At 52.8% G+C, this 26,443-nt stretch carries 16 protein-coding genes and 2 rRNA genes; 8 read left to right on the forward strand and 10 right to left on the reverse strand.

Annotated elements, in window-relative coordinates; translation table 11 throughout:
* Positions 1 to 14: 14 nt before the first annotated feature.
* The 4 genes from DC28_RS04335 to DC28_RS04350 form a co-directional block, all read right to left on the reverse strand.
* Positions 15 to 1,928, reverse strand: a complete 1,914-nt coding sequence (locus DC28_RS04335) for a glycoside hydrolase family 13 protein (RefSeq protein ID WP_052078449.1) — start codon at positions 1,926 to 1,928, stop codon at positions 15 to 17.
* A gap of 57 nt (positions 1,929 to 1,985) precedes the next feature.
* Complete coding sequence (locus DC28_RS04340; RefSeq protein ID WP_052078450.1) at positions 1,986 to 2,783, reverse strand: sugar ABC transporter permease; 798 nt, start codon at positions 2,781 to 2,783, stop codon at positions 1,986 to 1,988.
* A gap of 122 nt (positions 2,784 to 2,905) precedes the next feature.
* Complete coding sequence (locus DC28_RS04345; protein WP_202962953.1) at positions 2,906 to 3,814, reverse strand: carbohydrate ABC transporter permease; 909 nt, start codon at positions 3,812 to 3,814, stop codon at positions 2,906 to 2,908.
* Between the two features lie 241 nt (positions 3,815 to 4,055).
* The gene (locus DC28_RS04350; RefSeq protein WP_162180186.1) at positions 4,056 to 5,267 is read right to left on the reverse strand and encodes an extracellular solute-binding protein; all 1,212 of its coding nucleotides are present in this window, start codon (positions 5,265 to 5,267) and stop codon (positions 4,056 to 4,058) included.
* 521 nt (positions 5,268 to 5,788) lie between these two features.
* On the opposite strand from DC28_RS04350, the gene DC28_RS04355 reads away from it, so the two are divergent.
* The 4 genes from DC28_RS04355 to DC28_RS04370 all read left to right on the forward strand — a co-directional run bounded on the left by DC28_RS04355 (position 5,789) and on the right by DC28_RS04370 (position 9,383).
* On the forward strand, positions 5,789 to 6,814 hold the full coding sequence (locus tag DC28_RS04355) for a LacI family DNA-binding transcriptional regulator (protein WP_037546295.1): 1,026 nt from the start codon (positions 5,789 to 5,791) through the stop codon (positions 6,812 to 6,814).
* 310 nt (positions 6,815 to 7,124) lie between these two features.
* A complete protein-coding gene (locus DC28_RS04360; protein WP_037546297.1) occupies positions 7,125 to 7,316 on the forward strand; it encodes a hypothetical protein in 192 nt (63 codons plus the stop codon).
* 9 nt (positions 7,317 to 7,325) lie between these two features.
* Positions 7,326 to 7,943 (forward strand): hypothetical protein, encoded by a 618-nt coding sequence (locus DC28_RS04365; RefSeq protein ID WP_037546299.1) that lies wholly within the window; start codon positions 7,326 to 7,328, stop codon positions 7,941 to 7,943.
* Between the two features lie 255 nt (positions 7,944 to 8,198).
* Complete coding sequence (locus DC28_RS04370; protein WP_162180187.1) at positions 8,199 to 9,383, forward strand: ABC transporter substrate-binding protein; 1,185 nt, start codon at positions 8,199 to 8,201, stop codon at positions 9,381 to 9,383.
* A gap of 246 nt (positions 9,384 to 9,629) precedes the next feature.
* Here DC28_RS04370 and DC28_RS15255 read toward each other — a convergent pair whose 3' ends face one another.
* Complete coding sequence (locus tag DC28_RS15255; protein ID WP_052078451.1) at positions 9,630 to 13,334, reverse strand: DEAD/DEAH box helicase; 3,705 nt, start codon at positions 13,332 to 13,334, stop codon at positions 9,630 to 9,632.
* Positions 13,328 to 14,380 (reverse strand): RluA family pseudouridine synthase, encoded by a 1,053-nt coding sequence (locus DC28_RS04380; protein WP_037546302.1) that lies wholly within the window; start codon positions 14,378 to 14,380, stop codon positions 13,328 to 13,330. Before DC28_RS04380 ends, DC28_RS15255 begins: the two co-directional genes overlap by 7 nt.
* 301 nt (positions 14,381 to 14,681) lie before the next feature.
* Here DC28_RS04380 and DC28_RS04385 point away from each other — a divergent pair, with 301 nt between their 5' ends.
* The 4 genes from DC28_RS04385 (at position 14,682) to lnt (ending at position 21,400) form a co-directional block, all read left to right on the forward strand.
* Positions 14,682 to 15,041: a response regulator gene (locus DC28_RS04385; RefSeq protein WP_037546303.1), complete on the forward strand. Its 360-nt coding sequence runs from the start codon at positions 14,682 to 14,684 to the stop codon at positions 15,039 to 15,041.
* Positions 15,034 to 15,480 carry a chemotaxis protein CheX gene (locus DC28_RS04390; RefSeq protein WP_037546305.1) on the forward strand — a complete coding sequence of 149 codons (447 nt, stop codon included), beginning with the start codon at positions 15,034 to 15,036 and terminating at the stop codon, positions 15,478 to 15,480. The genes DC28_RS04385 and DC28_RS04390 overlap by 8 nt, the downstream gene beginning before the upstream one ends.
* Positions 15,481 to 15,483: 3 nt before the next feature.
* Complete coding sequence (amt, locus tag DC28_RS04395; RefSeq protein WP_037546307.1) at positions 15,484 to 18,291, forward strand: ammonium transporter; 2,808 nt, start codon at positions 15,484 to 15,486, stop codon at positions 18,289 to 18,291.
* A 205-nt stretch (positions 18,292 to 18,496) separates the two neighbouring features.
* The gene (gene lnt, locus DC28_RS04400; protein ID WP_037546309.1) at positions 18,497 to 21,400 is read left to right on the forward strand and encodes an apolipoprotein N-acyltransferase; all 2,904 of its coding nucleotides are present in this window, start codon (positions 18,497 to 18,499) and stop codon (positions 21,398 to 21,400) included.
* A gap of 25 nt (positions 21,401 to 21,425) precedes the next feature.
* Here lnt and DC28_RS04405 read toward each other — a convergent pair whose 3' ends face one another.
* From DC28_RS04405 to DC28_RS04420, 4 genes are all read right to left on the reverse strand, one after another.
* Positions 21,426 to 22,256, reverse strand: a complete 831-nt coding sequence (locus DC28_RS04405) for a sugar ABC transporter permease (RefSeq protein ID WP_052078452.1) — start codon at positions 22,254 to 22,256, stop codon at positions 21,426 to 21,428.
* Positions 22,253 to 23,185 carry a carbohydrate ABC transporter permease gene (locus tag DC28_RS04410; RefSeq protein WP_238565762.1) on the reverse strand — a complete coding sequence of 311 codons (933 nt, stop codon included), beginning with the start codon at positions 23,183 to 23,185 and terminating at the stop codon, positions 22,253 to 22,255. Before DC28_RS04410 ends, DC28_RS04405 begins: the two co-directional genes overlap by 4 nt.
* A 217-nt stretch (positions 23,186 to 23,402) precedes the next feature.
* A 5S ribosomal RNA gene (gene rrf / locus DC28_RS04415) occupies positions 23,403 to 23,518 on the reverse strand.
* A 174-nt stretch (positions 23,519 to 23,692) separates the two neighbouring features.
* Positions 23,693 to 26,443: ribosomal RNA gene (locus DC28_RS04420) — 23S ribosomal RNA — on the reverse strand; the annotation flags it as partial.

The raw sequence follows: 26,443 nt of genomic DNA on the forward strand, positions 1-26,443 counted from the left end.
TGTCCGGCGAGGCCTTATGCTCCATCGGAGGGTCTGAGTATAACCCCCCTTCCCGGGGCAATGGTTATTTCATCTCCCTCGGAGATTCGTTGATTTGAGACCAGGTCCACCACGGAGCTTCCCTGGAATTCCGGCGGAACACTCAACCGGTAGGGACGATGGCCGGCATTGATCACCACCAACCGGGAGTTGGAGCTGCCCTGGCACGGGTTGATCCCCCGGGGGTGAGCGGTGAACCCCCGGGTTGGTTCTTGATTCTTGGGATGCTTTGGGTTCTCCCCGGGAGGGATAATCCTCCAGAAGCCGATAACCCTGTGGGGATGATCTCCTGCCCAGGGACGGTAGCTTCCATACTGAAGGACGGGGTCTTCCCGCCGTATTGTTATGAGTCTCCGATAGAGTTCTGCAAATTCAGGAACCGGCGCCGGTTTATCCCATTCGATGGGTTTGCGGTACTCCGCCTCTTCCAAACCGGTGTATCCCAGTTCGTCCCCCATATACACGCTGGGAACCCCCGGAAAGGTGAACTGAAAGAATACTGCCCCAGCCATTCGTTCAGGCAACCCGTTGCACCATACCATGAAGCGGGGCACATCGTGACTATCCAGCAGATTCATCTGTGCACCACTGACTTGCTCGGGATACCGCATCAGCAGACCCTGGGCTTTTTCCATGAATGTCTGGGGGGAGATTTGTTCTTCAGCAAAAAACTCACGGCAGACCCGGGAGAATTCGTAGTTCATGGTGGAGTGATACTGGGTCCCGTCCAGCCAGGCGTTGGAATCCTCCCAGATCTCCCCCACTAATACTGCGTGAGGATTGACCTCGGATACTGCCTGCCGAAAGGCCCGCCAGAATCCATGGTCTACCTCGTTGGCAACATCCAGGCGCCAACCGTCCAGGTTAAATTTCTGTATCCAGTATTGCCCTACCCGACAGAAGTAGTCCCGGACCTCAGGATTCCCGGTGTTTAGCTTGGGCATATGGGGTTCGTACCCAAAGGCGGCGTAGTTAGGGGGATAGACGGCTAGAGCGGGCAGGTCAGCCTGGTAAAACCAGTCACGGTAGGGGCTTTCCTCTCCCCGTTCCATAAGATCCCGAAAGGCGAAAAAATACTCCCCGGCGTGGTTGAACACCCCGTCTAACAGCACCCGAATCCCCCGGTCGTGGCAGGCCTCAACCAGCTGGGAGAGATCTTTCTCGGTTCCAAATACCGGATCGATGGTAAAATAATCAATAATATCATATTTATGCCAATGGTGAGCGGGCATAATGGGGTTCAGATAGAGGCAAGACACCCCCAGATCGGCGAGGTAATCCAGGTTCTCCCGGATCCCCTGAATAGTGCCGCCATGCCGGCTTCCACAGACTACCTCTTCGGGCTTGACCTCGGGAAGGGCTGGGGTTCCGGGGGCCTTCCCCCAATCACCATGGTCGGTAGTTTTGGAGAGAAACACACCCGGCCTTCCTCCGGCGGGGCTCAGGCGTCTCCCTTTGGCGAAACTATCCGGGAAGATCTGATACATCACGGATTCCTGATACCATTGCGGCACCGTGAAAAGGTCGTCCCTGTTTAGGTATGGGAATTGGTAGTACTCACTCCGGTGAACCAAGGGGGATTCACGGATCTCGTTTCCAAAATAATAGGCAGATTCGCTGCCGCTTTGAATCCAAAAATAGTAGCATATACGGGGCAGACTCTCCTGAAGCCGAACCTCCCACCAGTCATGGTAGAGGGTGGACCCGGCTGCTTCCATTTCAACGGGATCAAGACGGATAGGGTTGTCCGGGAAGGCTCGATCGCCGTAGAACACGACGACTCGCTGTACATCACCCTTGGCGGTTCGTAGTCGGATAACGAGTTCGTCTTCGCTTAGTGCAAAGGCATATTCACTTTTCATTCTATGACAGATACCTGCTGTATTCATGGGTTGCATCTCCTTAGGTTTGCGGTCGGTATGTAAAAACAGGGTTGATCGGTGGCCTTAGTATTTTGAGCCCCCAGCGGTGAGCCCTCCCACCATAAAGCGCTGGATCAGAAAGAACACTATCAGCACCGGTATGGTGACAATGACAGCGCCTGCGGTAAAAACCGGCCAATTGGTGGTGTACTGAGTTCCCTGGAGGGAATACAATCCTGCAGCAAGAGTGAACTTATCTTGGCTGGTCAAGAAGCTGACGGCGTAAATATATTCATTCCAGGTAGTTATAAAGATGAGTACGGATGTTACAATCACTGCCGGAAGAGCGAGGGGAAGACTCACTGTTGCCAGAATGCGTAGGGTGCCTGCGCCTTCAATCCGCGCCGCTTCTTCCAGGGAAATTGAAATTGTGTCGAAGTACCCCTTCATGTTCCAAATTGCGAAGATAATCATCATTCCCGTATACACCATCATGAGTCCCAGATAGCTGTTCATTAAACCAAAGGTTCGAAAGAGCCGGTAGATAGCCACCATGCTCAAGATTGAGGGAAAGGCATTCAGCAGCAGGAAAAGGTACAACAATCCCCGGCGCCCGGGAAACCGGAATCGGGAGAAGGCCCAGGCAGAGGGCACGGCCACCACCAGGGCAAAAAACACCGTGCCCAGGGCTAACAGGGCGGAGTTGCCAAACCACTGAAAAAAAGGCTTGTCCATAAGGATAATTCGATAGTTTTCCAGGGTAAGCTTCTCAGGAATTAATCCCAGAGAGCTGGAGACCAACCCTCCCTGACCGCTGAAGGATAGACTCAGGGTATAGATAATCGGCAGCAAGAACCCGGCGCTGAGTACGATGAGTGCCATATGAATCCAAATATGACTCCGGGGGCGCCGAGGGGATGCTTGCGAGATGGTGCCCAAGGATGGTGTACGGGATTTCCCCGGATTCTGTCTCACCTTGGCTTGGGATACTTGAGATGGCTGACTCATACTTCCCCCCCGGTCTTAAATCGGCGCTGGACTACTTCACTGCCCACAGTCATTAGAATGATCATGACGAAGATGATGACCGACAGTGCTGAGCTGAATCCGTAATTGTTGGTTACGAAGGCATTTTCAAATGCATAGGTAATGACCATATGGATATCCGCTCCGGTTTTACTACCCATCTGCTGGGTCATTAGATAAACTATGTCAAATTGTTTGAAGGTAACAAAGGCGGTGATGGTCATCGCCGGCACGAGAACCGGCCGAAGCAACGGTACCGTGATATGCTGGATTTGGGTTAGAAGATTGGCACCGTCGATTTGGGCAGATTCATAGTACTCCTTGTCGATACTCTGTAGCCCGCCTAACACAACCAGGATCATAAAGGGGAGAGCCAGCCATAGATTCACAATGAGGACAGCAATGAAGGCATTGAAATCTTGACTCAGCCACTGAATGGGCTCAAGCCCAAGACGAACAAGTATTTTATTCAGCAATCCGTAGCGGAAATTAAACAACCCATTCCGCCAAATGAGGGCGGAGATATACCCTGGGACCGCCCAGGGTATCATGAAAATGGTACGGTATAAGCCCTGGAACCGTAATCGTGGGGTATTCAACATAAGACCGACCCCAAGGGCAATGAAGTACTGAAGTATGAGGTTGATAAGGGTCCACAATACCGTACGAAGGAAGGCCTCAATAAAACCGCCGTCCAAGGTCGAGAATGCCCTGATATAATTCTGAAACCCCTGGAGCTCAAAATTATTCCAGTGATAAATGTTCATGTTGGTCAAACTGATATAGACGGTGAAGGCAATGGGAAACACCACAATCAATCCTACCAGTATGAGAGACGGGGTAACCAACATCGTAGGAACCCGCCAATCTTTTGTATAATGTGCCAAGGTACGACTCCTTTTGGAGTGTGCAAAAGGTTGTAAACTACGCCAGATATAGCGGCATAGTCCGGGAACCAACCCAGGGGTGGTGTCACTGGGGTGAAAAGTTACAACCTTTTGCGCACTACAGACTCCGTTTTAAAAATCAGCCCCGGGGGATCCATGCAATGGGGAGGTGGGGGTATCCCCCGGAACTGAAGGTAATACTGCGGGAAAAATACCCGGTATAGCTATCTTCCCTAGGGTTCTACTGCATATCCCGGATTTTCTGTTCGGAATCAGCCTGAGCCTTGTCCAACTCAGCCTGGGGATCCCTTCCTTGTTTGTTAACATTTACCAAGGCGGTCTCGGTGGTTACCCACATCACATCCATTTCTGGGACATTAGGCATGGGGGTAGCAGCTTCACCCGCACCACGAATGGCCATAATCAATTCATTTCCACGAATCTCGGGATTATTATAGGCTTCTAAATGAGCCGGTGCTGCCCCGGTGGCCAGGGCGAGCCGCTCTCCTAAGCCCTTTGATGTAACAAATTCAGCAACGCGCAACGCGGCTTCCTTGTTTGGACTGGAACTGACCACCATAAGTCCTTGTACCCCGGTGAAGGGTTTCAGGGGTTCGCCGACCTCGTCGATTACAGGCATGGGGGCAAACCCGAGGTTGATACCCTTTTCCCGTACTGCAGGGATGAGCCAGGGACCGTTGAGGGTGCTTGCTGCCTTGCCCTCGGTGAACAAGGTGGTAACCGTGTTCCACTCCCCATCAATAGGCATGTAGTCTACAAACCTACTATGATAATCTACAGCCTGTACGGTTTCATCCAGATTTAATCCGGGTTCAGCCTGGCCGTTGATGATGTACCCGCCGAAACCGTTGATCCAGGCCGCAGCATAATACGCTGTAGAATGCTGCTCTACATAAACATACTGGTCTTCAGTGGTTTGTGATTCCATGAGCGAAAGCAGCTCGTCAGTGGTTCTGGGCGGTGTAGTCATCAAGTCCTTGTTGTACATAAACAGCAGGGTTTCAAAGGTAGCCGGGACCATGTACGGCCGGCCGTTGAATGATACTGCTTCATTTGCCATGGGGACGAACCCTGCCCGGGCATCCTCCGTCATTACCGTGTCTAGGGGTTCCAGGGCACCGATTGTAGCAAATAACCCGATCTTATCATGGGCGAACCAAAATAGGTCAGGGCTTGCCGATGGATCGCCAGCAGCAAGCTTTAAGGCCTCGGTCACCTTCTCTTTGCGTACCACGTTAACCACTATCTCGGGCTCGAGAGCTTTAAGCTCCTGCTTCAAGGCATCTGCTATGGCGGGCTCTGTTTCATGCCACAGGGTCAGTTCGATCGGACCCTGGGAAGCTTCGCCACCCTGTTGTTCACCCTGTCCTCCGGCGTATACTAATCCCACGAGACTAAACACCAAGATACTGAGTAAGACTCTTGATTTCATAACAACCTCCTTCAAGTCATATGGAAAACGTTTTCCATGTAAATCGAGAATAACCCCGAAAAAAGCGGCTGTCAAGATGCTCTTTACAGTTTTTATTTCCCTCAGGGATCTTCCGGAATATCTCAGACATTCTAACCCGGGAACCATCGATGTCCGGCTTTGCCATAACCAGCGTTATAAAATCCCCAGGAAGATCCGGGATGTTATAATATATCCTCGCTCCCGTCCAGAAACATCCCTCGCGACGCCCCAAGCAGAGACATTTAACTCATTTTATTTAAAACTTTTATGAGCTACGCTACTGTGCCTCTCAAACAAAATGAATGCTGCGTATACAAGACTCATCTAATATAACCATGGATAGCCTCGTCCCCCATACTTCTACTTACCGATCATTGAGCCGAACCAGCCGGCCTCCGAAGCAGAGAGGAACCCCAGCGTTTCCATTGCAAGAATCATTCTCGCTATGGTATACTGTACAGGATATTTGGAAAACATTTTCTTAGAAGGATAATTTTTTAATGGCAGCAACGATAAAGGATGTCGCCCAGAGAGCGGGGGTCGCCATATCAACCGTAAGCAAGGTCATGAATTCAAGCTCCAAAATTGCCCTATCGACCCGTAAACGGGTAGAGGCTGCCATGGAGGAATTGAATTATATTCCCAACAGACTAGCCCGCAGCTTCGTCCAACAGAGCGCACAAGCCATCGGAGTTCTCATGGAGCTCGGCCGATCCTATGCATTTTCCAACCCGTACAACTATGAAATCCTCGGTGGTATCGAACAAACCTCCCATGAGCGGGGTTTCATCCTGACGGTATCGAATATTGATGTTTTAAAATCAAACAAAAAAGCCTTAGACCAATTGGTACAGGAAAAGCGGATTGATGGAATCATCGTCCATGCTTCGGCAGCAACCCAGGATATCCTCCACTACCTTGATAGGGAGCAATTCCCCTATGTTACCATTGGGGCACCGGATTTTCCCTGCCAGGGAAGCGCGGTAGACATTGACAATATCCAGGCTGGAATCATGGCTACCGACCACATACTAAACCAGGGTTATCAGCGGCCGGCTTTTATCGGCGGTCCCCCAAGGGACAACATCACCAATCGCCGTTTCGAAGGCTTCAAACTCAGCCTGGAACGCCATGGGATTCCCATCCATGATCCGTGGGTGTATCGCAGTACGGTGGATACGGACCAGGGTAAAGCAGGACTCCATACGGTTTGGTCCGCCTTTGAAGACCAGAAACCTGACAGCCTCATTTGTGTTTCAAACTTCTTAGCCATGGGAGCCCTCCAACAGGCTCAGGCTGAGGGATTGGCCGTTCCCCAGGACCTTGGGATTATCTGTTTTGATACCTATCCCTTCGCTCCCTACTCCAATCCGCCCCTAACAGCGGTGGATATTGACCTTTATGAGCTGGGAAGACATGCGGCAGATGCACTGTTCTATGCCATCGAACACCCCGGCACCTCGGTAACCTACAAAATGATCCAACCCCAGGTTGTGCCCCGCAGGTCTACGGAAAAATCCGGATAGTCCACGGGTCGATGTACAAGGGACACGACTATCCCTTACCCCGAAACGATGTACCGGAAGCCCAACCCCAAATATAGTGCGCAAAAGGTTGTAACATTACCCCCCGGCGACACCACCCAAGGGTGGACTTATAGGTTGCCCCGCTATATCTGATGTCGTTTACAATCTTTTGCGCACTACAAACCCCATAATCCACCTACTCATCACCGTCCAACCAGATTAATGAGGATTAGGTTAGGGATTGATTAATCCCTAAGGCTCCGGTAGTATGGCCCTAGTTTCGAAAGCACCCTAACCCAGGAGCCTGTAGATGAAAAACACCGGTTCGTTTTCCGATCGAATTGGATCCCCCTCGACCACAAAAACAACGGTTCGCCCCCCCTCCCAGGAAAATCATCTTACATCAAAAACACTGAAGCCCCGGCATCAACAAAAACCCCAGGAACTCCCCGAACCGGCTGAACAGGAAGAGCGTGTTCGGGTTTATCGATTTGGCTACTAAGTTACTCTGATGATTCAGGCCCTGCAGGCCCTCTTTAAGGGATTTACAACATCCAGACAACCGAATCTCGATCCTAAAAAAATCTATCGCTTCGACAAGAGCCGCAAGGCGTTTCATATAGATGTGCGGATCGGGGTGTACCGGGATATCTACAATGATTTTGATTTCTCACCCTTACAGAACCGGGATCTGGATAAGGATCTTATTGAGTACCTTGCTGAGTGCTCCTATGAAATCCCCCTTAAAAACCAAGTAATTGTAAATTTTTACATGCCCCAAGGTATCCGGGACCGATCCCGGGAGCAAAACAGTGTTAAAGGATTTCACCACTATTTTTTGTACACCCAAAGAAAACTGCATACAGAACGCCGTGAGCTCCTGAGAAACCTGACCCTTTACGGTTTCAGCGGGTTCCTTTTTCTGGTTTTCGCCTACCTAACGCAAGAACATCTTTCCACCTCGGGACTGCTAAGCATCCTTCCTGAGGGACTCTATATCGGGGGCTGGGTGCTCCTGTGGGAGATCTTCGAGGTTATTTTCTTTACCCTTCGGCAGATCAATAGAAAAATCCGGATCTACAAACGCCTTAGCGAATCGGAAATACTCTACCATTACACTGCAGAATAATGATGCTATACTACTTGTATGGGCAGATGAATCGGGGTAGCACACCCTCGTAACCATGCCCAATGCGGAAGGGGGCTGCCAATGAGAAATCCCGGTCCATGGACAACTCCAGTCAGGGTAACCCCAGCCAGATCCAGTAAAATCCCCCACTTGTACCCTGGATTGAATTCCGGCTACCCGTTTATACATGAAGATAACGCCCCCGGGATTATCGCAAACCACCGAGACAGAGGGTTTACGGAACCTGGCGCCCCCTTGAAACATGGTAGCCGTAAAACCGCAGCGCCCGGGGTTCTACTGCTTTTCGCAATTATCCTGCTAACAGGATGTGCATCAAAACCCATCCGCCTCGGGTTCATCGGCAGCCTCACCGGACCGATCAGTACTCATGGCATTGTAAGTCGCGAAGCCGTGGTCCTGGCAGTGGAGGAGCAAAACCTCGCCGGGGGCATAAACGGCAGGCAGATTGAGCTAATAATCAGGGATGATAAAAACGATCCGGACACCGCCAAAGCAGCATTACACGACCTGGTAGACCAGGGCGTAGTCGCAGTAATCGGTCCCCAGACCTCAGCCATGAGCGCAGCCCTCCTGCCCCTTTTGGATGAAATTTCCATCCCCGTGATCAGCCCCTCAACATCCTCGGACTACTTCGCCGGCCAGGACGATTATTTTTATACCCTGGTCAGCAGGGTATCCTTTGAAACCCGGCATTTGGCTTGGCACCTTTCACTAACAAATCCAACCCCTATCCGTGCGTCACTGATCCTGGATCGGTCCAACAATACCTACACTGAAAACTGGGCCAGGACCCTGGGACAGAATATCCGGGACTTCGGAGGTACGATACTCACCGAGATGAGTTTTCACGCAGAGCAGGACCCCGCCTTCGGCCGACTAGCCGAGGAACTCCTAAGGCAAAACCCGGACACCGTCGCCATCGCAGCCGGAGCATTACAAGCGGCCCTCATTGCCCAGCAGCTACGGTTGTCAGGGTTCACCGGCAGACTGGTAATTAACGGCTGGGCAAAAACCCCGGACTTCATCAACTTCGGCGGCGATGCCGTTCAGGGAGCTCTCTTTTCAGAGCGATTTAACTCCTCCGACTCGTCTCCGGCGTACCTAGACTTCCGTTCGGCTTTCATCCACCGCTTCGATCATGCCCCGGATTTCCAGAGCGTTCACAGCTATGAGGCAACTCAGTTGCTCTTTTTTGCCCTTTCTCAATTGCCCCAGGGAAACGAGTCGGGATCCGACCCGGAGGCTCTTAAAGCTGCTCTGGACGCGGTTCCGGAATTCCAGGGTTTGCAGGGACCCATCCGATTTCAAACCGGCGACGCCATGCGTTCCCTGTATCTTCAGGAGGTGCGGGGTCAACGGTATGTGCCCCTCGGTGAATCCTGGAATCCCCCGGACGTCATTACAACCCCAGCCCCCTAACTAACGTCCTGTCTCTTTCTCGGGTCCTGTCTCTATCTCCGGTCCTGCCTCTATCTCCGGTCCTGCCTCTTTCTCGGGTCCTGTCGCCAACCTTGATCAGAGCACTCCATGACCATACAGCCCGATTGCTCACTACAGCCCGACCGCTCCATGGCCGGACTTCCCAACTGCCAGGCCAGCCCGGCCGCTTACTTTGGCCCCACATCCCGACTGTCTTACGGCCCATCGCCCCACCGTCCAATATCGTTATTCACTGAAGAGGTGTACAACCTCATCCTGATCCAACATGGACAAAAACCCCCCGCCGTCAGCCACAATCTCATCAGCCAGGGCAGATTTTCGCTCCTGGAGCTGCAAAATTTTCTCCTCAATGGTTCCCCGGACGATCATCTTGTAGGCGATAACCTTACGCTGCTGACCCATCCGGTGAGCCCTGTCGATGGCCTGGTTTTCTGCCGCGGGATTCCACCACGGATCAAAAAGGATAACGTAATCAGCTGCTGTGAGGTTGATCCCAACGCCCCCGGCCTTCAGACTGAGCAGGAACACCCGGATATTGGGCTGTTCCTGAAACCGCTGGATCTCCCCTTCCCGGTCCTGGGTGCTGCCCGTCAGAAGAGAATACCCCCACTTCCGCTCCCGGCAATGGTCTGCAATGGCCTCCAAACTTCCGATAAATTGGCTAAAGATGAGCACCTTGTGGTTCTCCGTTAAAATCTCTTCCAGGAGCATCAGAAGCCCCTCCATTTTCGCACTCGAAAGATCTGCCAGCTGTTCGGACATCATGGGGGGGTGGATTGCCAATTGACGAAGTTTCAAAAGGAACTGGAAAATCTCGATGGATGAATGGTTCCCCTGGACAGGTTTTTCGGGCTTGGCAGACGAGCTCAGGTTTTCTGAATGAACCTTCTCGCCCCCCTGAGCCTCGTCGTTCACCTGAGTCTCGTCGCCCCCCTGAGATCCCCCGCCCTCAGGGAGATCAGCCGACTGGCCGTCAAATATCCCGAGAATCCGGTCCCGGAAGGTATTCCTATACTCCCGGTACACAGCAGCCTGGGCCTCATCCATCTCGCAGTACTGGACAATTACCTCTTTAGCCGGCAGATCATCTAAAACCTGGGTTTTGGTACGCCGAAGAATGAAGGGTTGAACCAACTCCTTAAGCTCCTCCAGAACCTCAGCATTACCATGCTTTTCAATTGGTACGAAATACCGCTCGTAAAAATGCTTGGCGGTACCGAGAAGCCCCGGATTTAAGAAATTCATCTGACTCCAGAGCTCCATGAGGGTGTTTTCAATAGGTGTACCGGTCAAACTCAGACGATGGCGGCTTTTTAGACTGCGAACCGCCTTAAAAACCTGGCTGTAATGGTTCTTAATATAATGAGCCTCATCCAGAATCACGTAGTCAAAATCGAAATCTAAAAAAAGTTCGATATCAATGCGGAGGGTATGGTAACTAACCAGGATGATATCAGCCTGGGCCATCTCGTCTACCGAATTTGCCCGCCCCATCCCGGAGTGACGGTAAACCCCGAGCCCCGGGGCGAACCGGTGAGCTTCCTGCTCCCAATTCGCCAGGGTTACAACGGGGGTAATGAGCAGAACCGCCCCTAAATCCCCGGATTCCCGAAGATACTGCAAGAGTGCCAGGGTCTGTAAGGTTTTACCCAGTCCCATATCATCTGCCAAGCAACCGTTAAGGTTGTTGCGGTGTAAATAGACCAGCCAGGAAAGGCCGGTCCTCTGGTAATAGCGCAGCTCAGCCTGAAGACGAAGGGGATGATCCACCTGGGGGATGGTATCAGGATCCTGAAGATGACCTAGAACCTCCTGGCGGTCTTCTAGATCCAGCCCCTCCAGGGATTCACCCTCATGAATAATCCGGTCGTAAATGGCGTCAATCAACACAAGGTTCGCAGCGCTTGTTTTTAACAACCCGTCCTCGGTCATACCCTGACGGCGCAGATACTCCAGCTGGCGGACATCCCGCTCCCGGAGAATGACATATTCTCTGCCCCGCCGTGCCAATCCGTACCGAGCAAACCCCTCATCAAGGGCCACGGGAAACCCGCCGGCCGCCTCATCTGATTCGGATAAACCACCAGGGCCATCCCCTTGGATTTCTAGGGCCCCGGACAAATCACTGCTCCCATCGGCAGAATTACTCCGGAAGCCGCCAGCAGAATCGGCATCGAGCCCCGAGGGTTCTACATCGGCCTGAGCCTGAATCCCGAACCAGTCCATCTCGCGCCGGATACTGAACCGGAGATCCCGGCCAAGTTTAACCCTTCGGTTTTCAATCCTTACCTCAACCCCCCGGCCGATCAGATCCCGGGCATAGCCCAGTAAGAAGGCATTAATGGGTGTTTGAATCCGTATATCCGGATCCAGGGTCTTTTTAACCAAGGATGAGTAGAAGCCCCGCTCGTAGACCAGATCGCTGTCAACCCAGGCCACCAGTTGGTGAACCAAGGCGGTCTCTGCCTCAAAGTTGCGCCGCAGAACACAGGGCTGTCCCTGGGAATCACGGGACTCGGCTTCCATGGCCTGATCCTGATACCCAACCTCCCAACCCGGATAGGCAAAGCGGATGAACAACTCGGTTCCTTCCCCGTCGCCCTGAACCAACACCACCAACGCCGGTCTCGGGGAAACTACATCACGATCTTCAGCACTGAACTGAATATCAATCCGCTGGGAGAGCCCCTCAGCCCTGCATCGTGCCACCATTTCTTCAATCATATCCGCAGAGAACCAGGTCTCTTGGGTGAATCTCAGCTCCTGGAGGAGACGGATCTCACGGTACCAGCCGTCGGCAAAACAGAGCCAATTCCGGTCCTGTTGGTACCAATAGATCAATCCCCGGCGGGTCACAAATTCAAGAGCAGCCATTCCGCCCAGTGCCCGGGCCCCCTCATCGAATCTCCAGGTAAACACCGGCCGGTAGGGTGCCTCCCCCTGGGGACTCACCTCTTCCCGCAGAAACCTCACCTGCAGCGCCTGTACATGGACAATCCGCAGGGGAATGTCCTCATCACCAAAATAGATCGGCAGCCGGATCGAGGGATCATCCAGAATCTCGTCCAAGGACTCCAGCACCTCCTCCAGAGGCTGAGCCGAACGGCCGTCCCGGGTGAGGTAGAACAGCAGTTCTTCTTGGGCATCCGGCAGGGCTTCGGCTATCTCCCCCGCAGAGTACGGCTCATACTGCCAAACCCCGCCATGCTGGGACCGGTACACGGCCTCCAACCAATATTCTCCGCGCCGGTGAACCACCCGGAACATGAGCTGTTTTGGCCCGGATCGTTCCGGTGCTTCCCCTGCCCCACCCGGCGACAGCACGGGCTTCTCCCTGCCTCTATCAGCCCCATGCTCCGGCTCACTCTCCTTCTCTGGTGTTTCCGCCGGGGTTTCATCCTCCGTTTTTTTTAGGTCTGGGGTGATTCCAATGTCCCACCCTCCCCGAGCTCCGGGCCTAACCGGTTCTTCTCCGGGCTTCTGTTTGAATCCCCCTGCTCCTGGGCCCCTCCCAGCTCCGGTTCCCGCTGGTGCAGCCTCTCCGAAGAGATCGAACTGCAGTCCCTCAGAACCCCCGGGGTCCGGTATTTCCCCCTGGTCTTCCCTCCTATCCAGGAGATCCTGGAGATGGCTCTCAGACCATGGTACCACTCCTAATTTCTCGTAGAATGCGTATACCATCAATGCCCCGGAATGAACACATGGCTTTGATGCACCACACTCGCAGTCCCAAGAAAACTCCTCCTGCCCGAACCTCAAACACACCCCATAGGGCATAGGATGCGCCGGATCAAAAACCAGGGCAGACACCTCCCTGGCCTGTACAATTACGTTATGGACCCGGCGATCCCGGATAAAGCGGAGAGCCCGGCTCAGACCTCCACGCCGCACAAAATCCGCAGCCTGATGGATTCGATAGGATGTCACCATGATATTCCTTGGTTCCTCATAAGCTCCTGCATATGTTCCGGCACCGGGGCAATAAACTCCCGGGATTGCCCCAGCTGATCCCGGAACCCCATGCGCCAGCTGTGTAATGCCTGGTAGTCCGTCCGCATCTCCTGGATATCCCGGGGAGTCAGGGTTCTCTGGATCCACCGGGTATACCAATGAGGATCCCTGCCGTAGAGCTTATCCCCCACGACAGGCAGTCCCAGGGAAGAAAGGGTGCTGCGGATCTGATGGGTCTTTCCCGTAACGAGCCGAGCCCGCAGAAGGCTGATTTCACGTCCGCATTCTAGGGGTTCAATGAGGGTGCTGCAGGGCTCTCCTTCGGGCGAACCACCGGACTCCGGGATAAAGAGACGCTTTTTAGCGATAGGCGAGGACTCGTCCCGATAGAGCCGCCCGGTACATTCTATAATTCCACGGTGACTCCCCAAGGCCGCCGTGAGCGCTTGGCGCCCCCCCTCAACCAACACCAGATAGTCTTTTTCAAGACCGCCCCCTCTGAACAACCCGTTCCAGAACCGGGTGGCCTCCTGGGTCAAGGAAACAACCATGCATCCCGAGGTTTCCCGGTCCAGTCGGTGCATGAGGGTCAGGGTGGGGTACTGCTTTTTCAGCTGGTACCATAGGGTATTACTGTAAAAACGCCCACCAGGATGTACAGGCCAGGAAGCTGGTTTATTTACCACCAGGTACCCGTCCTCCTGGGATAGAATCCGAATCTGGCCATGGACCTCCGGCTCGGTCTCCCGCCGGACCTCGGTAATAATTACCATACCCGGAAGCACCGGTTCCATAGAAGTGCAGCTGCGGCTCATCTTCAGGGCTTCTGCTTTATCAGCCCGTTTTGCCGTTTCCACATCCCGGGGTTCCATTACCCGTACCCGGCCATCCTCAATCGCCCGGCTCCAATACTCCCGATCCCGGGAGGGAAAACGCTGAACCATCCATTCAAGCAGGGGTATGCCTGCCTGCTGATCGACCCGGATAGAAAGGTATTTTGGCGGCACTGACGGGGAGGTTTTCATGGGGATTCATAATACCGCAAAAGAACCCTTTGTATCCATACAAATCTGCATCCTTATGTGCTACATTTTTGTATCTACTTTCGCCTTTTTATACGTTAACGTAGCAATCGAATCACCCTACCAAAACCATGGACCAATACCGGCTGCCTAAGCCCACCCTTCCGTCCAGCAGCCGCGACCCTAACTCGCTCCAATGCAGAGAGATAGAGATCTGCAACCTACAATGAAAAAAACTTCCCCAGATTTGTATTAAATGTGGTGATCCTGGCACGGCATTTGCTTTTATGTCCCCGGAGGAAATATGGACGTTCTCATTGTTGACGATTCATCAATCATTCGACGCACCATTGAAATGGTAGTCCATAGCCTGGGGATGCGGGTTGTCGGGCAAGCGGGCGACGGACTTACGGCTCTGGCCCTATTGGACAGCTTTCAACCCCAGTTAATCACCCTGGATATCACCATGCCCAGAATGGACGGTCTTGAATGCCTTCGGGAAATCATGGAAGCCAACCCGGCACACCGCGTCCTGGTCATCTCCGCCCTGCGGGATCCCAGCACGGGGTTACAGGCCCTGAAGACCGGAGCAAAGGGGTTTCTTCCAAAACCCTTCACCAAGGAATCTCTGGCCACGGAGCTGAAGAGGATAGCCTATGAATGAACAGGAATTACAAGGGTTTATTTCAGTAATAACCCGGTATTTTGAGCAGACGACCCGCCAGAGTGCGGAGATGCAGGTGCCCTTCGTACTGACCGGCAAGCCTATCATCCTCGATGTAACCGGCGCCATCGGTATCAGCGGCGCCCGCCGTGGGGCCATCTATTTTACCGCCCCGGCGGCTATGATATCCGCCCTATCCCAGCATCTCCTCGGGAGTCCTGTGGAGCTCAGGGACGACCTCATTGATCTGACCGGAGAGATCTGCAACACCATTGCCGGCAATATGCGGGAACAGTTCGGCAGCTCTTTCATGATCTCAGTACCCATCATTATTCATGGATCGGGGGAACAGATCCGTCTGCACCTCCGGGAGCCGGTCTTTATCATCCCCCTGGCGTGGCAGGGTCTTACTGCGTACCTTGCGATTGGATTGGAGTAACGTATGACAGACAACCTGATTGACATCCTTTGGATCATTATTGCTTCGGGACTGGTTTTCATTATGCAAGCCGGTTTCGCCATGGTCGAATCCGGCCTCACCCGGTCGAAGAACTCAATAAACGTGGCCATAAAAAACCTTACCGACCTGGGAGTTTCGGTCATCGCATACTGGCTCTTCGGTTTTGCCTTGATGTTCGGCAGGAGTTTTTCGGGGCTGATAGGCACAGACAACTTCTTTGTTTCCATCGGCTTCGCTGGAGCCGGGGCGTGGACCGCGGTTTTCTTTCTCTTCCAGGCAATGTTCTGCTCCACCGCCGCCACCATTGTATCCGGGGCGGTAGCAGAGCGAATGCGCTACGGCTCCTATATTATTTCCACCATTCTCTTATCGGCGATTATTTACCCTATCTACGGGCACTGGGTCTGGGGAAGCTTTCATAACGGATTACATCCCGGTTGGCTTGAGTCTCTCGGTTTTGTGGATTTTGCAGGTTCTACCGTGGTTCACAGCGTGGGCGGCTGGATAGCCCTGGCGGCCCTGCTCATCCTCGGCCCCAGGACGGGACGGTTTGACGATGAAGGCAAACCCCGGAAAATCCCCGGCAGCAATATTCCCATGGTGGTGTTGGGAGTACTGCTGCTCTGGTTCGGGTGGTTCGGCTTCAACGGGGGAAGTACCCTCGCCTTAAATAGTGATGTAGCTCCTATACTGGTGAATACAACCTTGTCAGCGGCCTCGGGGATGGTGGCCAGCTTGGCAATCGGCTGGCTCGTGTACCGCCGGGCCGAGGTAGGCCTGGTCCTGAACGGCGCTCTGGCCGGTCTGGTAGCCATTACTGCCAACGCTCATGTGGTTACCGGCCTGGATTCCCTGGCAATAGGCGCCGTGGGAGGGCTCGTCATGCTTCTCAGCACCAGAGCCTTAGAATCCCTTAAAATAGACGATGCGGTAGGGGCGATACCCGTGCATCTCGCAGCAGGCATCTGGGGAACCCTCGCCGTGGCGATCTTCGGTGATCCACAACGTATCGGCACCGGGTTACCCATGTTGGAACAACTGGGTGTACAAGGAATCGGCGTTGCCGTAGGTGGTGTTTGGAGCTTCGGTACTGCATACATATTCCTCTGGATTGCCAATCAGCTCAATCCGCTCCGGGTCAAACCCGAAGATGAACACCGCGGACTTAATGTGACTGAGCATGGGGCTTCCACAGAAATATTTGATCTCTTCTCCACCCTGGAGACCCAGGCAGCCAGCGGCGACCTGAGTCTTCGGGCACCGGTCGAGCCCTTTACAGAGGTCGGCCAGATCGCCGGACGCTACAACCAGGTCCTGGACAGGCTTGAGGAATCCACCGTTGCCAAGGATGATTTTTTGCAGATCCTCTCGGGAATGACCGACGGACTGTTTCTCATAGATTCTCGGGGCACTATTTTTCCCTACTACTCACTCACCACAGAGCGTCTCTTTGAAACCACAAACCTTTCTGCACACCGACTTCAGGATCTCTTAAGACCCCTGATTACCCGGGACGTCATGACGCAAATAGAGGATTTTATTGAGCTCTTATTCAATCCGAGCATCCCCATCACCACCCTGGAAACCCTCAATCCCCTAGCCTCAGGTGAACTGTTCTTCGACCGTTCCCAAGGCACCATGGAGTCAAAATTCATGGACTTCCGCTTTATCCGGCTGCCGGATAACCGGGCTATGGTACTGGTTCATGACAAAACCGACGAGGTTGTCCTGGCTAAAAAGGTGGAACAAACAAAAAAACAGACCGAAAGCGAGATGGAACTGTTCTACCGTCTCATTCACCTTGAGCCGGCCATGCTACGCGATTTCATTGACGGAACAAACCAGGATTTAGCAGAAATCAATAGAATTTTCCAGAACTCCGGCCCATTGGAAGAGCGGCTGCAGACCCTATCCCGGCTGGTTCACACCATCAAGGGGGACGCCCAGCTCCTCGGTCTCGAGATAGTCGTACAACAAACCCACGAGTTCGAGGATCGCATTCAGACCCTGAAAGAGCGTATTCCGTTACGGCATGCGGATTTTCTCTCCCTGGCCGTAGGTTTTACAAAACTGCAAACCCTCATCCAGCGGATTCAGAATCTTCTAAGCCGCATCAGCCGGTTCCGTGACTCCTATCAACCCCAAACAACCCCTGCCCGCAATACAAGCCTCGAGGCAGCCCTGCCCCGGTTAACCCAAACCCTGGCTGAACGGTACGGCAAGAAGGTAGCCCTCGATATGACGAACATCTCTGTGGGAGAGATCCCCGAGCATCTACGAAAGACCGTCTCCGATATAATCATTCAGTTATTACGCAACTCTATGGTCCACGGCATCGAATCTCCTGATGATCGTGTACAGCGGGGAAAACCCGCCGCCGCAACCATCTGGATCTCTTCAACCAAGGGCTCCGACGGCGGCATCACCATTCGCCATCGGGATAACGGACAAGGCCTAAGACTTGATGCTATCCGAAGTCAGGTCATCACCCGAGGGATCCTTGACAATCAGCGGGCCCAGAAGCTCACCCTCCAGGAACTCATCCCCTACATCTTCTACCCAGCTGTTTCCACCGCGGAAGCAACAGATACAACCGCAGGCAGAGGCATGGGGATGAACCTCGTCCAGCAGCTCGTAAAGCGACTGGAGGGCAAAATTGAGGTCAAAACAAAATCCGGTGAATACTGTGAGTTCTCCATAACCATTCCGGAGTCAGCCTATCAATTACAGCAAACAACGGACCAGGAATCCGAGACGGCGACCAGCGACCTTGCCGTTTCTCAGGTATAACTGGTTCTTCCTCAGGAGACAGGCCGGTCCAACTCCCCGGACCTGTCTCCTGCTTTTTTTAGAGCCCGCCCCCTACCAGAATGCCCATGGCAGGAACCACTTTCTACATTGGCTGTAACGAGACACCCCGGCCCACCCACCCTCCGTCCCCGGTGCAAGCAACTTCTAGCTTGCCAAGGCTGAATCCCCGCCGTACACTTTCAGGATGAAACGCCTCTACTTCTACGCAGCTGTCACTATTACCCTGGTGGAGCTTTTTTTCTGTTTTTTCGGTCCAATCGCCTTTAACAGTAAACCCGCTATTCTCATTACTCCGGCCAGCAGTCGGAGTACGGCAGCCCTGCCGCTCCAGGAATCGGAGGCGGCCATCCAAGAAGGTCTAGCTGCCAGCGGCTCCTTCCTGATCACAACCCCGCGTATGGCAGCAGAGCAGATCACCATGAAGCAGGATCATACCGATCTTGTTGTTACCCATGGTGATTACCTCGCCCATGCAAAGGACCAGGGCATCGAACGGGTCGTATCCCTTACTCTGGACACCGAGCCGAACACGGAGTACTACCGCGCTACTATAATCCTTTGGAACAGCATATTAGGGGAAGCGGTCAAAACCCTCACCCTTTCTTCCCCTGGCTACTACGATTTACCCAGGCAAATCCGTTCCCAGATGCCCCAGCTCATACAGTCCCCAGGAGGCCTCACCCTATTCGACTGGCTCATCCTTCTCTTTTTCCTCGGCCAAATCTACGCCGCTTGGCGTCTACGGACCAGCCAGTACTTCGATACAAGTCCGGTAGATTTATTACGCAGCAGACTCACCACCCCAACCCTGGGTTGGAGGGCACGCCGGCTTCGCATGGACCCTCCCCCAACCCTGGAAGGACTCGGCTCAGCTGCCTTCTGGCGCGCCGGCTCCCTTAGCACACCGTCCTCGAAACCCTCCGCAACCTCCGTCCCAACCCCAGAACAAGCCATTACCACCGTCCGGCACCGTATCCGTACAAAGATTACGGACAGCGGTGTTTTAGTGGAAGTGCTCCTAGGATTCGGGGGAATTCTTCTGCTCTTTGCCTGGATTTATGCCCTCAACGCCAACATGGATTACGTAAGACGATTTATTACCCTCGAGTCCAGTTTCCGAATCGGTAAGACAGTAACAGAGGCCCAGACCGAAGCCCTCTTACGCTTCGGTCCCCTGCTCCTCCTGAATACCCTCGCCTACTTACTGCCCAGGCTCAGCCCGCGAATCCTGCCCAGGCTATGGTTTTTCCAGAGCCGCAAACAACCCGGGCCCTCCACACCGCGAAGAAAACGGCTCCCCAAATCGAACCTCGGTAACACATTGTTTGGATTTCTCAGCGGCTCCCCATCCGGGTTTTCCCACCTGGATAACTGGTTGGTTCGAATCAACCGTAGCTATACAAGCCAGGTTGCCGGTTTACGACCCCTCTGGATCGCCGTTTCCGGATACCGGCTTCCCCTCACCATCCTTTCCGCCCTACTCTACAGCCTTGCCTTCCCTTCGGAATCCAGCCTCAGCGGCCTTCCGCTCATAGCCTGGATCGCCCTGATCCCACTCTTCTGGGTAATCAAAACCAGCTCCTTCACCCAAACAGTGTTCTACGGAACCCTTTTCGGCGTTATGCAGGGAATTATGATTAATTATTGGCACAGCACCTTCGGTATCATCGCCCTCCCCCTCTCCGCCGTAGCCACAGCCTTCGGCTTCTTCATATATATGGTGATTTTAGGCGGCTTGCGGAACCTGGTGTATTCCCCCAGGGTTCTCGGACGGCATGACTGGATACTGCTTCCCCTCTCCTGGGTTGTATTCGACTACATCAGAAGTCTCGGATTTGCCGGCTACCCCTGGGGTTACATCGGGGTGAGCCAATACCTCTTCCCCCGGATCACCCAACTGGCAGATCTGACGGGGATCTGGGGAATCAGCTTCCTGGTAGTCTTATTCAATGCTGTTATCGCCCATGTACTGTTGCCCTACCCCACGCGGAAAACACCCTGGGCAAACCTCCCCCACATCCCCATCACGGCCCGGCGTCGACTACCCATCCTTACCATAACAGTCCTGCTTGTATGCACCCTCATCTACGGCCAGATACGACTCGCCACCTTTGAACCTCTGGGCGATACCATCCATATCGGGCAGGGGGATTCAACTCTGCAGCCCTCAGAACCTGATTCATCCCTATCGTTATACCTGATACAGCAAAACACAGACCCCAGAAAGCATAGTACCCAACACACCCTTTCAAGATTATCAAACCTCAGCGCAACAGCCCCGGCACATAGCGTCATCGTTTGGCCGGAAGGAGCCATCCCCCCCGGCGTCCCCACCCAATCCGCCCAAACCGGCGGGTCCCCGCCCCCCAGTTACCTGCCTAATCAGTATCTTCTCTCAGGGGCAACAACCACCGGCCCGGAGGCACATAATACAGCCCTGTATCTGAACCCGGAGGGAAAGATCCTTAGCCAATACCATAAAATAAAGCTCGTGCCGATTACAGAGCATATTCCAACAGACAGCATCTGGAGCCTGCTCACCCCCCTTTTCCTCCCCTTTCACCCCCATCATCTAAGCCCCGGAACGGACTACCAGCTGCACAGTATGGATGATTGGTCGGTAGCCACGCCAATCTGTTTTGAAGACACCTTTCCGGATCATATCCGTCAATTTGTCCGAAAAGGCGCGGACCTTATACTTGTATTAAGTAACGACTATTGGAGCCTCACTCCGGTTCAGTCCATGCAACACACCATCCACGCCAGCTTCCGAAGCATCGAAACCCGCACTCCCATGGTCCGGGCCACTACCAGCGGTCTTTCCGGCGTCATCGATTATACCGGTCAGCTACTTGAACCATCCATCGGCTTCTACACCGAAGGAACCCTATCGGTTACCCTGGAGAATCCAACTGTTCCGGAAGCCACCCTTCAGACCCTCTATCTATCCTGGGGTGATTGGCTCCCCATAGCAGCGCTCATTGTATTCTCCGCCATCTGCCTCGTTGTGCTACTTCTCAGGACGAGCGAAGTTCTCCTGGGCATCCGCCGCTACTGGGCAGCAGGAAACCAGAATCTCAGCAGATAGCATGCTGTCCGCTCCAGCTCCACACCTAAGACTTCAATCCCGAAGATAAGCCCCGATGCAATTGTGGCGCGACCCAGAGAAACACCAAGACCGCAGGAATAGAAATTACCACTGAGGATGCAGAATACACCCCCCATAAGGTTTGATACTGGCTTGAGAAACGATTTAATCCCAAGGGCCAGGTATACAAGGTCTGATCAACCAACACCATTCGGGCTAAAATATACTCACTCCACCCCGCCATTACCGATAAAATAAAAACAACCCCAATCACCGGCATGGCTTGAGGCAGCAATATTGAATAAAATATTCGTATCGGCCCTGCACCATCAATCATAGCAGCTTCCTCAGCACTCACATCAATTCCGCTAAAATACCCCCGGAGCAACCAAATACTAAACGGAACAGTCCCTACCGCGTATGAAAGCAGAAGCCCTGCATAGGTATTCACAAGGTTTAGCTTCATTACCATCAGGTAGGTTGGAACCAACATCACCGAACCGGGGATCAGCTGGACAAAAAAAATGCTCAGCAAGATTAACCTTCGCATAGGAAACCGCCATCTTGTCAGAGCATAGGCTGAAATGGCAGCAATAGACACACTCAGGTAAGCCGTCACCCCCGTCACAAGCAGGCTATTAGAAATCCACAAGAGAAATGGTTCGGAAGTAAAAATCCGTTTATAATTATCCAGGGTCGCATCCTGGGGAATCAAACCCAATCCTGTTGTCAAAATCTTATCGAAGGGCCGCACACTCGTGCTCACCACCCGTAGAACCGGATACAAAACAATCCCAGCCGCCCCAATCAAGACACTATAAATCAATACCAGCAATGGCCATGGATAGCGCTTCATGATCGAATATCCCTCAGCACCCCGCTGCGCCGTACCCAGAAAAACACCATTACCATTAAAATCCCGGTGTTTACCAATGCCAAGGCAGAGGAAAAACTGTATCTATTTAAGTATCTCGCCGTTCTAAAAATCGCCAAACTCAGCAGCTGACTGGTTTCTAACTCTTGGGGATTCATAAAATAGGGAACCCCGAAATTATTAAAACTATAGATAGCAGACATGATTACAGCCGGTATCAGGGTCGGTGAAATCAAGGGTATGGTGATTTCAAAGAGCCGACGCACCCTCCCAGCCCCGTCAATTTCAGCAGCTTCTAAACTCTGCCGGTCAACTCCCTGAAGAGCTCCAAGAATCAGTACCATCATAAAAGGCACACCCAACCAGAGATTAACAAGATTCATGGAAACAAAATTCCAAAACCCATTACTCCACCAAGGAGGCCCTGTTCCGGGCCCAAAAATCGTTTCTATCAGACCATTTATAAAACCAAATTGTGGATGAAACTCCATCCGTAGTGTCATCAAACTAATGGTGGAAGGAATTGCCCACGGAAGGATCAGTATGCTCTGAAAGATTCTTTTAAATCGTATAGGCGCATTTAAGCACAAGGCCAAAAGAAACCCGAATACAACCTGAAGCGATGTCTGTACACCAGTCCATAAAAATGTCCTAGCAAGAATTATCCACAATCCCTCAGTACGAATTATCGGACGGGTAAAGACATCTCTTATATTCACAGCGAATTGCTGAAACGAAAAGGTTGGATCCTTAAAATGGAACAAGTCCATATTTCCAAAACTCAGAACCACTGTATAGATAATCGGGAACCCCATAGTCAGACCCAGAGCCAACACTGGCAATGCCACCATCGCCATCATCAACGCATTGCGAACCCTAAAAACCTTCCCAATCCAATACAAGCCTACCATATTTGCCAAAAGAAATACGGTAACCCCCAATGTAGTAATCAGGACTACATATCCATTCCCCCAGATATAACTCGCCCCCTCCAATGTTACCCCCCGATGCTGTGTTGTCTCCCAATTCTACCTCAACACCAAAAATCTGCAACTAAAATAGCATCCAGAACCCCCACATTAGATCTCATCACATGGACACCCAGGTTTTCACCCGGGCATAAAAAAAGCCTGGCGACGACCTACTCTCCCGTACCTTCGCGGTACAGTACCATCGGCGCAGAGGAGCTTAACTTCCGTGTTCGGTATGGGAACGGGTGGAACCTCCTCGCTATTATCACCAGGCAAAATTACTTTGCATTGTTAGAGTTTGAAAGCTAGCATCAGACCCATCCCCGTTTCTTACCGGGTATGGCCTGTTGGTTAAAACAATCCTGCGCATCCGGGCCGTTTGGCCCCTGTGCTGACGATGTGCCATGCCTTCCTCGCGGCTGTCAGAAGCTGACAGCACCGGAAAATATGGTCAAGCCTCACGGGCGATTAGTATTGGTCGGCTGCATACATTCCTGCACTTAGACCTCCAACCTATCAACCTGGTATTCTTCCAGGGCCCTTCAGCCATCTTTTGATGGTGTGATGCCTCATCTTGAGGGGGGCTTCCCACTTAGATGCCTTCAGCGGTTATCCCGTCCGAACGTAGCTACCCAGCACGTACCCTTGGCAGGATAACTGGTACACCAGCGGTTCGTCCACTTCGGTCCTCTCGTACTAAAAGCAGATCCTCTCAAGCATCCCACGCCCGTGGCAGATAGGGACCGAACTGTCTCGCGACGTTCTGAACCCAGCTCACGTACCGCTTTAAATGGCGAACAGCCATACCCTTGGGACCTGCTCCAGCCCCAGGATGCGATGAGCCGACATCGAGGTGCCAAACTTTGCCGTCGATATGAACTCTTGGGCAAAATCAGCCTGTTATCCCCGGAGTACCTTTTGTCCGTTAAGTGACCGCGCTTCCACTCGCCACGGCCAGATCACTAAGACCTACTTTCGTACCTGCTCGACTTGTTTGTCTCGCAGTCAAGCTCCCTTCTGCCTTTACACTTACACGCTGATTTCCAACCAGCGCAAGGGAACCTTCGCGCGCCTCCGTTACTCTTTAGGAGGCGACCGCCCCAGTCAAACTGCCCACCTGACATTGTCCTCTGACCCGCTTCAGGGCCACAGTTAGAAACCTAATCAGACAAGGGTGGTATTTCACCAACAACTCCATCCATACTAGCGTACAGACTTCTCAGTTTCCCACCTATCCTACACATGTCTGACCAAGTCTCAATGCCAAGCTGCAGTAAAGGTTCACGGGGTCTTTCCGTCTAACCACGGGTAAAGGGTATCTTCACCCTTACTCCAATTTCACCGAGTCCCACGTTGAGACAGCGCCCAAGTCGTTACACCATTCGTGCGGGTCGGAACTTACCCGACAAGGAATTTCGCTACCTTAGGACCGTTATAGTTACGGCCGCCGTTTACCGGGGCTTCAATTCACTGCTTCGCTTACGCTAACAGCTCCTCTTAACCTTCCGGCACCGGGCAGGTGTCAGTCCCTATACTTCATTTTACAATTTTGCAGAGACCTGTGTTTTTGGTAAACAGTCGCTTGGGCCGATTCTCTGCGACCTTCTTCAACGTGAACGTTAAAGTGTCGGCCATACTTATCCCGAAGTTACGTATGCAATTTGCCGAGTTCCTTAACGTGGGTTCTCTCGCGCGCCTTAGAATATTCTTCCCGCCCACCTGTGTCGGTTTTCGGTACGGTCTCATATAGCCTAACCTTAGAGATTATTTCTTGGCACCGTGACTTATTCAGCTTCGCTTCGCCGTAGCTCCACTCGTCTTCACACCTTACCTCTTGCGGCGGATTTGCCTACCACAATCACCGGCTCGGATGCTTAAACCGGGGCAACCATTCGCCCGGCCTGAACTCGCCTCATGCGTCATCCCTTCGAAACTATACGAGGTACTGGAATATTAACCAGTTTCCCATCGACTACGCCTTTCGGCCTCGCCTTAGGAGCCGACTAACCCTAAGCAGACGACCTTTACTTAGGAAACCTCGGGCTTTCGGCGGGGAGGAATCTCACCTCCCTTTTCGTTACTCATGCCTGCATTCTCACTTCCCTTGCCTCCAGCTATCCTCTCGGAACACCTTCTTCAGCCTCGGGAACGTTCACCTACCACTGTACTTTCATACAATCCGTAGCTTCGGTACTGTGCTTAGCCCCGTTACATTATCAGCGCATAGCGACTCGACCAGTGAGCTATTACGCACTCTTTAAAGGAGTGGCTGCTTCTAAGCCAACCTCCTGGCTGTCTTCGCCGCTACACTTCCTTTCCCACTGAGCACAGTTTAGGGACCTTAGCTAACGGTCTGGGCTCTTCCCCTCTTGTCCACGAATCTTATCACCCGTAGACTGACTCCTGCAGAGCATATACCGGCATTCAGAGTTTGGTTGGGTTTGGTAGGCTGTGACACCCCCTAGCCCATCCAGTGCTTTACCTCCGGTACACTCCTGCAAGGCTAGCCCTAAAGCTATTTCGGTGAAAACGAGCTATCTCCAAGTTTGTTTAGCCTTTCACTCCGACTCACAGCTCATCCCTGCCTTTTTTAACAGACTAGGGTTCGGTCCTCCACTTGATTTTACTCAAGCTTCAACCTGGCCATAAGTAGATCACTTGGCTTCGCGTCTACGGCAGGAAACTAATTTCGCCCTTTTCAGACTCGGTTTCCCTCCGGCTTCGGTACTTCAATACCTTAACCTCGCTTCCTACCGTAACTCGCAGGCTCATTCTACAAAAGGCACGCCATCACCAGTCCGAAGACCAGCTCTGACCGCTTGTAAGTTTACGGTTTCAGGTTCTCTTTCACTCCCCTCCCGGGGTTCTTTTCACCTTTCCCTCACGGTACTATTCGCTATCGGTGACTATCTCGTATTTAGCCTTGGAGAGTGGTCTCCCCAGATTCAAACAGGGTTTCTCGTGCCCCGTTCTACTCAGGTGCCGTTTCGCCAGGCCAAGTTAGTTTCGCATACGGGACTGTAACCCTCTATGGTGTGCCTTCCCAGACTCTTTTGCTACTAACTCGGTTTCTTACCTGACCAGGATGAGTATGCATCCTACAAACGGTCCTTCAACCCCATACAGGCAACGCCATACCGCTTACACCCCTATGGTTTAGGCTCCGACCAGTTCGCTCGCCGCTACTTTGGCCATCTC

Source organism: Spirochaeta lutea (assembly GCF_000758165.1).
GTDB lineage: Bacteria > Spirochaetota > Spirochaetia > DSM-27196 > Salinispiraceae > Spirochaeta_D > Spirochaeta_D lutea.